This window comes from Pseudomonas iranensis, assembly GCF_014268585.2.
GTDB lineage: Bacteria > Pseudomonadota > Gammaproteobacteria > Pseudomonadales > Pseudomonadaceae > Aquipseudomonas > Aquipseudomonas iranensis.
The window spans coordinates 5,763,484-5,777,814 of record NZ_CP077092.1 but is presented as its reverse complement, the minus strand read 5'-3'; the positions used below and the strand labels follow the sequence as shown (position 1 = coordinate 5,777,814).

Annotated in this window: 13 protein-coding genes and 1 pseudogene; 7 read left to right on the top strand and 7 right to left on the bottom strand. The window is 62.2% G+C overall.

Features of this window, described 5'->3' with window-relative positions:
• From HU724_RS26110 to HU724_RS26095, 4 genes are all read right to left on the bottom strand, one after another.
• Positions 1-477 (bottom strand): thioesterase family protein, encoded by a 477-nt coding sequence (locus HU724_RS26110; RefSeq protein WP_186568931.1) that lies wholly within the window; start codon positions 475-477, stop codon positions 1-3.
• A gap of 239 nt (positions 478-716) precedes the next feature.
• Positions 717-1,682 carry an L-carnitine dehydrogenase gene (locus HU724_RS26105; RefSeq protein WP_186568930.1) on the bottom strand — a complete coding sequence of 322 codons (966 nt, stop codon included), beginning with the start codon at positions 1,680-1,682 and terminating at the stop codon, positions 717-719.
• Between the two features lie 213 nt (positions 1,683-1,895).
• On the bottom strand, positions 1,896-2,783 hold the full coding sequence (gene cdhC, locus HU724_RS26100) for a 3-dehydrocarnitine:acetyl-CoA trimethylamine transferase CdhC (protein WP_016983621.1): 888 nt from the start codon (positions 2,781-2,783) through the stop codon (positions 1,896-1,898).
• A gap of 118 nt (positions 2,784-2,901) precedes the next feature.
• Positions 2,902-3,846, bottom strand: a complete 945-nt coding sequence (locus HU724_RS26095) for a choline ABC transporter substrate-binding protein (protein WP_186568929.1) — start codon at positions 3,844-3,846, stop codon at positions 2,902-2,904.
• A gap of 191 nt (positions 3,847-4,037) precedes the next feature.
• On the opposite strand from HU724_RS26095, the gene HU724_RS26090 reads away from it, so the two are divergent.
• Positions 4,038-4,982, top strand: coding sequence for a GlxA family transcriptional regulator (locus tag HU724_RS26090; protein ID WP_186568928.1), 945 nt, complete (start codon positions 4,038-4,040; stop codon positions 4,980-4,982).
• A 136-nt stretch (positions 4,983-5,118) separates the two neighbouring features.
• Here HU724_RS26090 and HU724_RS26085 read toward each other — a convergent pair whose 3' ends face one another.
• The 3 genes and pseudogenes from HU724_RS26085 to HU724_RS26075 form a co-directional block, all read right to left on the bottom strand.
• Positions 5,119-5,535, bottom strand: coding sequence for a DUF3010 family protein (locus HU724_RS26085; protein ID WP_016772815.1), 417 nt, complete (start codon positions 5,533-5,535; stop codon positions 5,119-5,121).
• Between the two features lie 28 nt (positions 5,536-5,563).
• Positions 5,564-5,791: pseudogene (locus HU724_RS26080) on the bottom strand (helix-turn-helix domain-containing protein); the annotation flags it as partial.
• A gap of 10 nt (positions 5,792-5,801) precedes the next feature.
• Positions 5,802-6,203 (bottom strand): lysozyme inhibitor LprI family protein, encoded by a 402-nt coding sequence (locus HU724_RS26075; RefSeq protein ID WP_073476459.1) that lies wholly within the window; start codon positions 6,201-6,203, stop codon positions 5,802-5,804.
• A gap of 231 nt (positions 6,204-6,434) precedes the next feature.
• On the opposite strand from HU724_RS26075, the gene HU724_RS26070 reads away from it, so the two are divergent.
• From HU724_RS26070 to etfB, 6 genes are all read left to right on the top strand, one after another.
• Positions 6,435-7,412: a dipeptidase gene (locus HU724_RS26070; RefSeq protein WP_016772817.1), complete on the top strand. Its 978-nt coding sequence runs from the start codon at positions 6,435-6,437 to the stop codon at positions 7,410-7,412.
• 78 nt (positions 7,413-7,490) lie between these two features.
• Positions 7,491-8,021: a 4-vinyl reductase gene (locus HU724_RS26065; protein WP_039757633.1), complete on the top strand. Its 531-nt coding sequence runs from the start codon at positions 7,491-7,493 to the stop codon at positions 8,019-8,021.
• Positions 8,022-8,036: 15 nt separating this feature from the next.
• Positions 8,037-10,097 carry a dimethylglycine demethylation protein DgcA gene (gene dgcA, locus HU724_RS26060; RefSeq protein WP_041476756.1) on the top strand — a complete coding sequence of 687 codons (2,061 nt, stop codon included), beginning with the start codon at positions 8,037-8,039 and terminating at the stop codon, positions 10,095-10,097.
• A 162-nt stretch (positions 10,098-10,259) separates the two neighbouring features.
• Positions 10,260-12,209: a dimethylglycine demethylation protein DgcB gene (gene dgcB / locus HU724_RS26055; RefSeq protein ID WP_186568926.1), complete on the top strand. Its 1,950-nt coding sequence runs from the start codon at positions 10,260-10,262 to the stop codon at positions 12,207-12,209.
• The gene (etfA, locus tag HU724_RS26050; protein ID WP_186568925.1) at positions 12,209-13,429 is read left to right on the top strand and encodes an electron transfer flavoprotein subunit alpha; all 1,221 of its coding nucleotides are present in this window, start codon (positions 12,209-12,211) and stop codon (positions 13,427-13,429) included. Before dgcB ends, etfA begins: the two co-directional genes overlap by 1 nt.
• A 9-nt stretch (positions 13,430-13,438) precedes the next feature.
• Positions 13,439-14,209, top strand: coding sequence for an electron transfer flavoprotein subunit beta (gene etfB, locus HU724_RS26045; RefSeq protein ID WP_186568924.1), 771 nt, complete (start codon positions 13,439-13,441; stop codon positions 14,207-14,209).
• Positions 14,210-14,331: the final 122 nt, after the last annotated feature.

The window sequence follows — 14,331 nt, the reverse complement described above, 5'->3', positions numbered from 1 at the left end:
TTACCGAGCGGGTGGCAGCGCGATCACGCGGCCGATGTAAGCGGGAGCGGGCAGGTCGGTCTGATCGGCGACGATGGCCTGCAAGCGATGCAACGTATCGGGGCTGAACGGCGCCGAGCGCGGGCCGGTGAGGTCGACGTGCAAAAGCATCTGTTCATTGCCGGCCAACTCTTGCTCATCGCCGACCTTGTGCAGGCTGTGATAGAGGTGCAGGCGCTTGCTGTCGTGGCCGATGATTTGCGTGCGCACTTGCACCTCAGTGTCGAGCTTCACTTCGTGCAGATAATTGAGGTGCAGCTCAAGGGTGAATAGCGAATGGCCGCTGGCCTCGCGGTTGCTGCTGTCCATGCCGAGGCGGTCCATCAGCGCATCGGTGGCGTAGCTGAAGATCAGCAGGTAGAAGGCGTCGCGCAGGTGGCCGTTGTAGTCGACCCAGTCGGGGATGATGGTGGTTTGGTAGGTGGTGAGGTGGGGCATGGTTTCGGTTTCCGCAGTTGATGGGTGAAGATCAAGAGCAACCCCCTCACCCCAGCCCTCTCCCCCAGGGGGGCGAGGGGGAAAGGGAGCCGATTTTCGAGCTTTTCAAGTCCAGAGTTCGACGCAGTGGTGCAAGTCGGCGTAGCTTGCAAAAACACCTCGGTCAGTCCCCTCTCCCTACGGGCGGTCCGACGTTTCGGGAGGGTTAGGGTGAGGGCAGCGGTGCCATGTCATACGCATTACTCGCTGAAACTCATTCCATGCTTTTCCTTGGTGGTCTTCACCGCATCGAGCACCGCCAGCAAACAGTCATCACGATAGCGTTCCAGCGCCGAAATGCTGTGCCGACCGAGCTGATCGGTGGTGCCATCGACCACATCATCGATCAGCTTGTCGGTCAGCTCCGGTGCTGGCAGATACGTCCACGGCAACTGCAGCGCCGGGCCGAATTGCGACATGAAGTGGCGCATGCCGGCATCGCCGCCGGCCAGGGTGTAAGTCAGGAAAGTGCCCATGAACGACCAGCGCAGACCGGCGCCAAAGCGAATCGCATCGTCGATCTCGCCGGTCGTCGCCACACCGTCGTTGACCAGGTGCAACGCCTCGCGCCACAGCGCTTCGAGCAGGCGATCGGCGATGAAACCCGGCACTTCCTTGCGCACATGCAACGGGCGCATGCCGAGGGATTCGTAGACTTGCATCGCCGCTTGCACCGCTTGCGGCGCGGTGTTTTTGCCGCCGACCACTTCCACCAGTGGCAACAGATACACCGGGTTGAACGGATGCCCGACCACGCAGCGTTCAGGGTGCGTCGAACTCTCGTAGAACTCGCTTGGCAAAAGGCCTGAAGTGCTGGAGCCGATCAGCGCATCGGGCTTGGCTGCGGCGCTGATCTTGCTGTGCAGATCGAGTTTCAGTTCCAGCCGCTCCGGGGCGCTTTCCTGGATGAAATCGGCGTCACGCACGCACTCCTCGATGGTTGCGACAAAACGCAGACGGTCCTGCGAAGCGCCGGGCGCCAGGCCGTTCTTCTCCAGCGCGCCCCAAGCATTGGCTACGCGTTGGCGCAATGCCGCTTCGGCGCCGGGCGCCGGGTCCCAAGCCACCACGTCGAGGCCGTGGGCGAGGGCGCGGGCGACCCAGCCACTGCCGATGACACCGCTGCCGAGAGCGGCGAAGGTTTTGATTTCGGTGATAAAGCGCATGACGATTTCCTGGAGAGAGTTCGGTGATCCCTGTGGAAACTCTGTTCTCGTGGCGAGGGGATTTATCCCCGATCGGCTGCGAAGCAGTCGTAAAACCTGTGCTCTCGGTCTATCTGATGCCCCGGGTTGTCAGGTTTTGGGGCGGCTTCGCCACCCATCGGGGATAAATCCCCTCACCACAAAATTTATGTTCACAGGGAAATAAGGTGAGGTTCAGCCGCGCTGGGTCAGGCCCATTTTTTTGCGACCTTCGGCCGGCGTCAGCACGCGGGCACCGAGGCGGCTGAGGATTTCCGTGGCGCGTTCAACCAATTGGCCATTGGTCGCCAGCACGCCTTTGTCCAGCCACAGGTTGTCCTCCAGCCCGACCCGCACGTTGCCGCCCAGCAGCACCGCTTGCGCCGCCATCGGCATCTGCATGCGGCCAATGCCGAAGCCGGCCCAGACCGCGTCGGCGGGCAGGTTGTCGACCATAGCTTTCATCGTGGTGGTGTCGGCCGGCGCGCCCCACGGGATGCCCAGGCACAGTTGAAACAGCGGGTTGTCGAGCAAGCCTTCCTTGATCATCTGCTTGGCGAACCACAGATGCCCGGTGTCGAAAATCTCCAGCTCGGCCTTCACACCCAGCTCGGTGATGCGCTTGGCGCCGGCGCGCAGTTGCGCCGGGGTCGAGACGTAAATGGTGTCGCCGTCGCCGAAGTTCAGCGTGCCGCAATCGAGGGTGCAGATTTCCGGCAGCAGTTCTTCAACATGGGCGAGACGGGTCAGCGGACCGACCAGATCCGTGTTCGGGCCGAACTCCATCGGGTTCTCGCCCGCGCCGATTTCCAGGTCGCCACCCATCCCGGCGGTGAGGTTGACGATGATGTCGACGTCCGCCTCGCGGATGCGCTCCATCACTTCGCGGTACAGCGCCACGTCACGGCTGAACTTGCCGGTCTGCGGGTCGCGCACATGGCAGTGCACGACGGTGGCGCCGGCCTTGGCCGCTTCCACCGCGGCAGCGGCAATCTGTTTCGGGGTGACCGGCACGTGTGGGCTCTTGGCGGTCGTGTCGCCAGCACCGGTGAGTGCGCAGGTGATGATGACGTCGTGGTTCATGGTGCGTTTCCTTCAGGCGTGATGGGTCTGTCCGCAGCCCGTGGCGGGGCTGCGAAGCGTCGTTGAATTCCCTCTCCCTTGGGAGAGGGCTAGGGTGAGGGGGCTTTTGATCGCGAGGTTATTTGCTGGTCAGTTGCAGATTTTCAGCAGCCGGCTTGCCATCGAAAGTCGTCACACCTTCAAGCCAGCGCTGTTTGTCTTCGGGGTGATCCTTGAGCCACTGCTTCGCCGACTCGAAGGCGTCCTTGTGATCGAGCAGCGGCTGCATCATCCGGCTCTCGGATTCGGCGGTGAAGGTCAGGTTGGCCAGCAGGCGGCCGATGTTCGGGCATTGCTCGGCGTATTTCGGCGCGGTGACCGTCCACACCGTGGCCATGCCTTCGTTCGGGCCGAGGGCGTCTTCGCTGCCGGTCAGGTAGGTCATCTGAATGTTGACGTTCATCGGGTGCGGCGCCCAGCCGAAGAACACCACGGCTTCCTTGCGCCGCACGGCGCGGTCGACGGCAGCGAGCATGCCGGCCTCGCTCGATTCGACGAGCTGGAATTTACCCAGACCGAACTGGTTTTTGGCGATCATCGCTTTGATCTGCGTGTTGGCACCTGAGCCTGGCTCGATGCCGTAGATCTTGCCGCCCAATTCCTTCTCGAATTTGGCGATGTCAGCGAAGGTTTTCAGGCCCTTGTCAGCCAGATAGGTCGGCACGGCGAGGGTGGCGCGGGCGTCTTTCAGGCTCGGCGCTTCAAGCACTTTCACCTGATTGGCCTCGACGAATGGCGTGATGGTCTGGGTCATCAGCGGGTTCCAGTAGCCGAGGAACAAGTCCAGGCGCTGATCGCGAATCCCGGCAAAGATGATCTGCTGCGAGGCGCTGGTCTGTTTGGTGCTGTAGCCGAGGCCGTCGAGCAGGACCTGGGTCATGGCACTGGTGGCGATCACGTCAGTCCAGTTGACCACGCCCATGCGTACGTTCTTGCAGGAGGCCGGTTCGGCCGCCATCACGCCGGTGCTGAAGATAGCGGTACCGCTGAGTGCAAGAACGCAGCTGCTGATCAGTCGTTTCATGTCGGGTTCCTCGGCAGTTCGATTATTGTGGTTCCCGGCATCTGCGCGCCGGTGAGGCCAAGTTACGCAGCTATGCACCCGTGAAAGCGCACTGCGGCGACTGGCATTTGCACTGTAGCGACCTGCACGCTTGAACGCCGCCGATAATCGGCGTATCAACGAGCCACGCGACCCGCCAACCGAGTGCGCCCATGCCCCAGGATTTCTACTTTTTGCTGATGCCGGGGTTCTCCGCCATCGGCTTTATTTCCGCGATCGAACCGTTGCGCGTGGCCAACCGCTTTCGCGGCGAGTTGTACCGCTGGCATGTGCTCAGCGCCGATGGCGGCGCGGTACTGGCGAGCAACGGCATGTCGGTCAACGCCGATGCGGCACTGGAGCCGCTGAAGAAAGGCGCGACCTTGCTGGTGGTGGCCGGCTTCGAACCGCTGAAGTTCATCACGCCGACGCTGGAGCACTGGTTGCGCAGGCTGGACAAGGACGGCGTAACCCTCGGCGCCATCGACACCGGCAGCTTCGTCCTCGCCGAAGCGGGCCTGCTCGATGGCCATCGCCTGACCCTGCACTGGGAGGCGATCGATGCGTTCAAGGAGTCTTATCCACAGCTCAGCGTGACCCAGGAACTGTTTGAGATCGACCGGCGGCGGATCACCTCGGCGGGAGGTACGGCCTCGATTGATCTGATGCTCGACCTGATCGCCCAGGCCCACGGCCCGCAACTGGCGATTCAGGTCAGCGAGCAGTTTGTGCTCGGGCGCATCCGCCCGCGCAAGGATCACCAGCGCATGGAAGTCGCCACGCGTTACGGGATCAACAACAAGAAACTGGTGCAGGTGATCGGCGAGATGGAACAGCACAGCGAACCGCCGCTGACCACGCTGCAACTGGCGGAGTCGATCAAGGTGACCCGGCGGCAACTGGAGCGTTTGTTCCGGCTGCATCTGAACGATACGCCGAGCAACTTCTATCTGCGGTTAAGGCTTGAGAAGGCCCGGCAATTGCTGCGCCAGACCGATATGAGCGTGCTCGAAGTGAGCATCGCCTGCGGCTTTGAATCACCGTCGTATTTCACCCGCAGTTATCGCGCGCGTTTCGCCCGCTGCCCCCGCGAAGACCGGCGTACCGCACAGGCGTGAATGGGCCTGCATGAAAACAATGTGGGAGCGAGCCTGCTCGCGAAAGCGGTCTGTCATCCAACACTGATGTTGCCTGACACATTGCATTCGCGAGCAGGCTCGCTCCCACATTTAATTTTCGGCGTCTGAGAGAGGGTTATTTCTTCACCAACGCCGAGCACGCCGCCTTGTAAGCCTCATGCTGATACTTGTTCAACGTCCCCGGCAGCTCGAAATTGTGCTTCTTGGCCTGGGCATTGATCGTCTGCGGCGACAGCAGCGTCACCTCACAACCATCCAGCAACTGAAACACCCCCTCGATCTTGAACGTCGTCGGCCCACCGGCAAACTCGCCCTTTTTGCTGCGCTTTTTGATCGCGATCCGGTCTACCGAGTTTTCCCGCACAAACGACGCCACCTGCGCCGCGAACCGCCGCACGTTCGCCGCCTCGTCATCGTCATCCAGAGCAATTTTTTTTGTGGCGAGAGGGACGTGGCTCAACGTCGAACCGTCGAGCGCCGCCACGGCGATGATCGCTTCGCTGCCTTTGATTTCAATGCCGCAGATGTTCATGGGAATTCCTTTGAATAAAGAGGGCAGCCTACAGCTCAAGCTGACTGGCTGTGATGCCGAACGCGGCGGCGATTTTCGCGCGGGTGGCCTTGCGGGGTTTGGCGACTGTTTCCTGCTGGGCAAACGCCGGTTGCGAGATGCCCATGCGCTTGGCCATTTCTTCCTGAGTCAGGTTGAGATATTCGCGCCAGGCGCGGATCGGTGTTGCGCCATCAACCATATGGCTGACCACTTCATGAGGAATCATTGATTTATCCTTTGCATGTTTATTCCTGCCCGATCGACTCCAAAAACTCCGACCGTTCATCACTCATCCGCGCGACACAATCATTCTGCGCAATGGTGAAAGCCTTGCTCCCCGCCGTTGCCGGGAACGCTTCCACCGCGCAATCCGCATCCCGCGTCTTCAACCATTGTTGCTGGGCGGTTTTCAGTTTGGCGGTGATGTCGGCCAGTTGCGTCGGGTTCTTGCCGTAGGCGGTCTGCATGCGTTCGTTGAGGCTGGCGTAGTTGTCTTTGAGCAGGTCTTCGGCGGTGCTGCGGCTGTAGGCGGAGCATTCCAGGGTCTGGATGTCGTTTTCCACCGCGTCGCACGGGTTGTTCTCGGATTCTTCGGCGGCGTGGGCGCCGGTCGCAATCAGTGCCAGGGCGAGGAAGATCGATTTCATTGGGGGCGCTCTAATCCGTTGGTAGGTGCAGGCTGCGGCAGATTCTGGCGCAAGCGCGCGGGCTTGAACAGCCAGCCGAGGAGGGCGGCCGACGACCCTTTGTCGCGGATTGACGCTTTCGGCAATTCCCCTGTCGTTTTTGCACCCGGTCGCCCCGGCACCGAGGCATATGCTGGCCCCAAAGCGCCGGCAGACGATTCGGCGCATGAATCGCCAATAAGGGGACGCCTGATGAGCCCAGCCGAATTACACGCCGACAGCATCGTTATCGACGGTCTGATCATTGCCAAATGGAACCGCGAGCTGTTCGAAGACATGCGCAAGGGCGGTCTGACGGCGGCCAACTGCACTGTGTCGGTGTGGGAAGGCTTTCAGGCGACCGTGAACAACATCGCTGCCAGCCAGAAACTGATCCGTGAGAACAGCGATCTGGTGATGCCGGTGCGCACCACCGCCGACATCCGTCGCGCCAAGGAGCAGGGCAAGACCGGCATTCTCTTCGGCTTCCAGAATGCCCACGCTTTCGAAGACCAGATCGGCTATGTCGAGGTGTTCAAGCAGCTCGGCGTTGGCATCGTGCAGATGTGCTACAACACCCAGAATCTGGTCGGCACCGGGTGCTACGAGCGTGATGGCGGCCTGTCGGGTTTCGGTCGCGAGATCGTCGCCGAGATGAACCGCGTCGGTGTCATGTGCGACCTGTCCCACGTCGGTTCCAAGACCTCCGAAGAAGTCATTCTCGAATCGAAAAAACCGGTCTGCTACTCGCACTGCCTGCCGTCGGGTCTCAAAGAGCACCCGCGCAACAAATCCGATGCAGAGCTGAAGTTCATTGCCGACCACGGCGGTTTCGTCGGCGTGACCATGTTCGCGCCGTTCCTCGCCAAGGGCATCGATTCGACCATCGACGATTACGCCGAAGCGATCGAATACACCATGAACATCGTTGGCGAAGACGCCATCGGTATCGGCACCGATTTCACTCAGGGTCACGGCCAGGACTTCTTCGAATACCTGACCCACGACAAGGGCTACGCCCGCCGCCTGACCAGCTTCGGCAAGATCATCAACCCGCTGGGCATCCGCACCGTCGGCGAATTCCCCAACCTCACCGAAACCCTGCTCAAGCGCGGCCATTCCGAGCGCGTGGTGCGCAAGATCATGGGCGAGAACTGGGTAAGCGTCTTGAAAGATGTCTGGGGCGAATAAGCCGCCGCACTTCTGAATCCTTTCCCCCGGCCATCCGCGTCGGGGGCAACACACAAAATTTTCTGGAGTTAAGTTTCCATGGCCAAGATCGCCCCGCAATTGCCTATCGAAGTCGACAGCGAGACCGGTGTCTGGACCTCCGACGCCCTGCCAATGCTGTATGTGCCGCGTCACTTTTTCGTCAACAACCACATGGGCATCGAGGAAGTGCTCGGCGCTGAAGCCTATGCCGAGATCCTCTACAAGGCCGGCTACAAATCCGCCTGGCACTGGTGTGAAAAGGAAGCCGAATGCCACGGCCTGGAGGGCGTCGCGGTGTTCGAGCACTACATGAAGCGCCTGTCGCAGCGCGGCTGGGGTCTGTTCAAGATCCAGGACATCGACCTCGACAAAGGCACCGCCAGCGTCAAGCTCGAGCACTCGGCATTCGTCTATGTCTACGGCAAGGTCGGGCGCAAGGTCGATTACATGTTCACCGGCTGGTTCGCCGGCGCCATGGACCAGATTCTCGAAGCCCGTGGCAGCAAGATCCGTACTGTGGCCGAACAAGTCTACGGAGGCTCCGAAGAGGGCCACGATGACGGCTTGTTCATCGTCAAGCCGTTGTAAGCCGAGGACCGTGCCATGGCTTTCGAAGCAATGTTCCAGCCGATCCAGATCGGCAAACTGACCATCCGCAACCGCGTTCTCAGCACCGCGCACGCCGAGGTCTACGCGACTGACGGTGGCATGACCACCGACCGCTACGTCAAGTATTACGAAGAGAAGGCCAAGGGCGGCATCGGCCTGGCGATCTGCGGCGGTTCGTCCGTGGTGGCGATCGACAGCCCGCAGGAATGGTGGAGTTCGGTCAATCTGTCGACCGACCGGATCATTCCGCACTTCCAGAATCTGGCCGACGCCATGCACAAGCATGGCGCCAAGATCATGATCCAGATTACCCACATGGGCCGTCGCTCGCGCTGGGACGGTTTCAACTGGCCGACCTTGATGTCGCCCTCGGGCATCCGTGAACCGGTGCACCGCGCCACTTGCAAAACCATCGAGCCGGAAGAGATCTGGCGAGTGATCGGCAACTACGCCCAAGCTGCGCGCCGGGCCAAGGCCGGTGGCCTCGACGGCGTCGAACTGTCCGCCGTGCACCAGCACATGATCGACCAGTTCTGGAGCCCGCGCGTCAACAAGCGCACCGACGAATGGGGCGGCAGCTTCGAAGGGCGGATGAAGTTCGGTCTCGAAGTCCTGAAAGCCGTGCGCGCCGAGGTCGGTGACGACTTCTGTGTGGGCATGCGCCTGTGCGGTGACGAGTTCCATCCGGACGGCTTGTCCCACGAGGACATGAAGCAGATCGCCAAGTATTACGACGACACCGGCATGCTCGATTTCATCGGCGTGGTCGGCTCGGGTTGCGATACGCACAATACCCTGGCCAACGTCATTCCGAACATGAGTTATCCACCGGAGCCGTTCCTGCACCTGGCTGCCGGGATCAAGGAAGTGGTCAAGGTGCCGGTGCTGCACGCGCAGAACATCAAGGACCCGAACCAGGCCACGCGCATCCTTGAAGGCGGTTACGTCGACATGGTCGGCATGACCCGCGCGCACATCGCCGACCCGCACCTGATCGCCAAGATCAAGATGGGCCAGATCGACCAGATCAAGCAGTGCGTCGGCGCCAACTATTGCATCGACCGCCAGTATCAGGGCCTGGACGTACTGTGCATCCAGAATGCCGCGACCTCCCGTGAATACATGGGCGTGCCACACATCATCGAGAAATCCACCGGGCCGAAACGCAAAGTGGTGATCGTGGGTGCCGGCCCGGCCGGGATGGAAGCCGCGCGCGTGGCTGCCGAGCGTGGCCACGACGTCACGCTGTTCGAGAAAAAAGACTTCATCGGCGGGCAGATCACCACCGCATCGAAAGCACCGCAACGTGACCAGATCGCCGGCATCACTCGCTGGTTCCAACTGGAACTGGCGCGGCTGAAAGTCGATCTGCGCCTGGGCACAGCGGCGGATGCCGACACCATCATGGACCTGCGTCCGGATGTCGTGGTGCTGGCGGTCGGCGGTCATCCGTACCTTGAGCAGAACGAACACTGGGGCGCGGCCGAAGGGCTGGTGGTCAGCAGCTGGGACGTGCTCGACGGCAAGGTTGCGCCGGGCAAGAACGTGCTGGTCTACGACACCATTTGCGAGTTCACCGGCATGTCGGTCGCCGACTTCCTCGCCGACAAGGGCAGCCAGGTCGAGATCGTCACCGACGACATCAAACCGGGCGTGGCCATCGGCGGCACGTCGTTCCCGACCTACTACCGCAGCATGTACCCGAAAGAAGTGATCATGACCGGCGACATGATGCTGGAGAAGGTCTACCGCGAGGGCGACAAGCTGATCGCAGTGCTGGAGAACGAATACACCGGCGCGAAAGAGGAACGGGTGGTCGATCAGGTGGTCGTCGAAAACGGCGTGCGCCCGGACGAGGAAATCTACTACGCCCTCAAGGACGGCTCGCGCAACAAGGGCCAGATCGACGTCGAAGCGCTGTTCGCGATCCAGCCGCAACCTTCGCTGAGCGAAGCGGGCGACGGCTACTTGCTGTTCCGCATCGGCGACTGCGTGGCGCAGCGTAATACCCACGCCGCGATCTATGACGCACTCAGACTGTGTAAAGACTTTTAAGGCTGGCTAACCGATCGTTCCCACGCTCTGCGTGGGAATGCCTCACTGGACGCTCTGCGTCCGCTTTGGGACGCGGAGCGTCCCGGGCTGCATTCCCACGCAGAGCGTGGGAACGATCATCGAACGCCGTGTTTCTCCAGGCTGTCTGGTGGGAGCTTCACCATGTTGAACACCCTTCTTCCAATCCTGTTGTTCGCAGCCCTGGGCCTTGCGGTCCTCGGCGCGTTGCGGCGGATGAACATGTGGCGCCGGGGGCGGGCGGCGAAGGTCGATCTGCTCGGCGGTCTGCTGGCCATGCCCAAGCGCTACATGGTCGACCTGCACCACGTCGTCGTGCGGGACAAATACATTGCCAACACCCACGTCGCCACGGCGGGCGGTGCGGTGGCGTCGATTGTGCTGGCCATTCTGGTGCACGGTTTCGGCCTGCATAACCGCATCCTCGGCTACGCCTTGCTGCTGATGTCGGCGGTGATGTTCGTCGGCGCGATCTTCATGTACCTGCGTCGGCTCAATCCGCCTGCGCGTCTGTCGAAAGGCCCATGGATGCGCCTGCCGAAAAGCCTGCTGGCGTTCTCGGCGTCGTTTTTCCTGGTGACCCTGCCGGTGGCCGGGATCCTGCCGGAAAACTTCGGCGGTTGGGTGCTCGCCGCCATTCTCGGTGTTGGTGTGCTGTGGGGCGTGTCGGAACTGTTCTTCGGCATGACCTGGGGCGGGCCGATGAAGCACGCCTTTGCCGGTGCGCTGCACCTGGCCTGGCACCGTCGCCCGGAACGTTTTGGCGGCGGGCGCTCGACCGGTTTGAAGCCGTTGGACCTGAACAATCCCGATGCGCCACTGGGCGTGGAAAAACCCAAGGATTTCACCTGGAACCAGTTGCTCGGTTTCGACGCCTGCGTGCAGTGCGGCAAGTGCGAAGCGGCTTGCCCGGCGTTTGCCGCCGGCCAGCCGCTGAACCCGAAAAAACTGATTCAGGACATGGTCGTCGGCCTCGCCGGCGGCACTGACGCGAAGTTCGCCGGCAGCCCGTATCCAGGCAAACCGATCGGCGAGCATGGCGGCAACCCGCACCAACCGATCGTCAACGGTCTGGTCGACGCCGAAACCCTGTGGTCGTGCACCACCTGCCGTGCCTGCGTCGAGGAGTGCCCGATGATGATCGAGCACGTCGATGCGATCGTCGACATGCGCCGGCATCTGACCCTGGAAAAAGGCGCGACGCCGAACAAGGGTGCCGAAGTTCTCGAGAACCTTATTGCAACCGACAACCCTGGCGGTTTCGCCCCGGGCGGGCGGATGAACTGGGCGGCGGACCTGAATCTCAATCTGCTCAGCGAAAAGAAATCCACCGACGTGCTGTTCTGGGTCGGCGACGGCGCCTTCGACATGCGCAACCAGCGCACCCTGCGCGCGTTCGTCAAAGTGCTGAAAGCGGCCAACATCGACTTCGCCGTGCTCGGCCTCGAAGAGCGCGACAGCGGCGATGTGGCGCGGCGTCTCGGCGACGAGGCGACGTTCCAGTTGCTGGCCAAGCGCAACATCCAGACGTTGGCCAAATACAGCTTCAACCGCATCGTCACCTGCGATCCGCACAGTTTCCACGTGCTGAAAAACGAGTACGGCGCTTTCGATGGCAACTATCTGGTGCAGCACCACAGCACCTATATGGCCGAGATCATTCAGGCCGGCGCGCTCAACCTCGGTCAGCACAAAGGCAACAGCGTGACCTATCACGATCCGTGCTACCTGGGCCGCTACAACGGCGAGTACGAAGCGCCGCGTGAAGTGCTGCGCGCCCTCGGCATTGAAGTCAAAGAGATGCAACGGTCCGGCTTCCGCTCACGCTGCTGCGGCGGCGGTGGCGGCGCGCCGATCACTGACATTCCGGGCAAGCAGCGCATCCCCGACATGCGCATGGAAGACATCCGCGAGACCGGCGCCGAACTGGTGGCGGTGGGTTGTCCACAGTGCACGGCGATGCTCGAAGGTGTGGTCGAACCGCGTCCGCTGATCAAGGACATCGCCGAACTGGTGGCCGACGCGCTGCTCGAAGACGCCGCGCCAAGCAAGCCAGCCACCCCGGCCAAACGTGAACCTGCGGAGGTGCACTGATGAGCGACATTATCCGCCGCGACCCGCGCGCCGAATGGATTGCGCGCAACCGCCTGCACCCGCTGCACGCGGCGATGCAACCGGCGCAGCACAGCTGGATGGGGCCCAACGGCGTCATTCGCAAGAATCTGCACGGCCTGGGTTTTATCGGCCCTAACGGCATCAAACGAATCGACCGCAGCGGCGCGCAGCAGGGCGGGGCGGTCAAACGCTCGGCTGCTGTGCAAATGCAATTGCCGCTGCATCAAGTGCCGGCCCCGGCGTTCTACATCAGTGTGGTGCCGGATATGGTCGGCGGCCGCCTGAGCAGCCACGACCGCGATCTGCTCGGCCTCGCTCACCAACTGGCCGGCATCGATGGTGCGGTGCTTGCTGTGGTGTTCGGCGAGCACAAGGAAAGCGCTTTCGAATCCGCTGGCGTTGATCGCTTGCTGGTGCTCGAAGGCGAGGAATTCTGCGGTTATGCACCGGAACAACGGGTGCAGGGCTTGCGCGCTGTGGATAACCAATTCAACCCGCGTCACTGGTTGCTGCCGGACAGCCGCAGCGGTGGCGGCGAACTCGGTCGGCGCTTTGCTGCTGCGCTGGGCGAGCGCCCGGCCACGCGGGTCTGGCAGGTCAAGGATCAGGAGTGCATCGGCCGCGCCGGGGCCGGATTGCAAGACCTGGCGCGTCCAGTGGCGCGGTTGATTCTCGCCGCTGCCGAATGCGCAGAACCGGTCAGCGAAACCCGCCACGAAGCGTTGCCAGTGGAGTTATCCACAAGCGTCGCGCGCAGCTTGTCGCGAATCGAAGATCTCGGTGCGGTGGCGGTGGACCCGGGCGCGATTCCGATGGCCGAAGCCGAATTCATTTTCTCCGGTGGCAACGGCGTGAAGGATTGGGCGCTGTTCCACGAAACAGCCGCTGCACTCGGCGCCACCGAAGGCGCGTCGCGGGTGGCCGTGGACGACGGCTTCATGGCGCGCGATCGTCAGGTCGGCGCGTCCGGCACCTGGGTCACCGCGCGGGTCTATGTCGCTGTGGGTATCTCCGGCGCGATCCAGCACCTGCAAGGCATTGGCGCCTGCGACAAGGTGGTGGCAATCAACCTCGATCCGGGTTGCGACATGATCAAACGCGCCGATCTTTCAGTGATCGGCGAAAGCGCAGAGATTCTGCAAGCGTTGATCGAAGCGGTCGCGGCTTACCGCAACGAAGCCAAGCGCGATGCGGCTTAAGGAAACCCTATGAACACGAACGTTATCAGTCTGGTCTCGATCGGCGCTCACCCGACCTCAGGTCGGCCACGGCGCGCCGATCAGGATGCGCGCGCGGTGGAACTGGGCCTGCAACTGGCTGGGGATAACCTGCAAGTGCTGCACGCCGGTGATGTTGCCGAACCGGCCCTGCGTGCCTATCTGGGCATGGGCCTGGAACAGCTGCATGTGCTGGAACAACCCGCTGGCGCCGATGCCTTGCCGGCGCTGACCGCGTACCTTCGCGATGCCGGAGCGCAAGTGGTGCTGACCGGCAGTCAGGCAGAAACCGGGGAAGGTTCGGGGATGTTGCCGTTCCTGCTGGCCGAAGGTCTGGGCTGGCCGCTGGTGGTGGGCCTGGCGCAGGTCGAATCGATCAATGACGGGTCGGCGCTGGTCCTGCAAGCGTTGCCGCGCGGCCAGCGACGCCGCTTGAAGGTCAAACTGCCGTTTCTGGCCACTGTGGATAACGCCGCACCGAAGCCTCGGCAAAGTGCATATGGCCCGGCACGACGGGGCGAATTGGCCGCCGATGACGTTGAAGTGGTGGAGGACCAATTGTTGGCCGTCGCCTCACTGCAACCGGCCAAGCCACGGCCCAAGCGCTTGAAGGTGATCAAGGCCAAGAGCGGCGCCGACCGGATGAAGGCCGCTACGGCCAAAGCCAGTGGCGGCGGGGGGCAGGTGCTCAAAGGCGTCACCGCACAGGCTGGGGCTGAAGCGATTCTGAAGTTGCTGATTGAAGAAGGCGTTGTCCGCTGAAAAGCCCCTCACCCTAGCCCTCTCCCAGAGGGAGAGGGGACCTACCGCGGCGAATTGGCCAAGTACACCGACCTGCGACATGGCGGTGGCCTTGGTCTGGCCAAGCCTGAGATCAATACAAT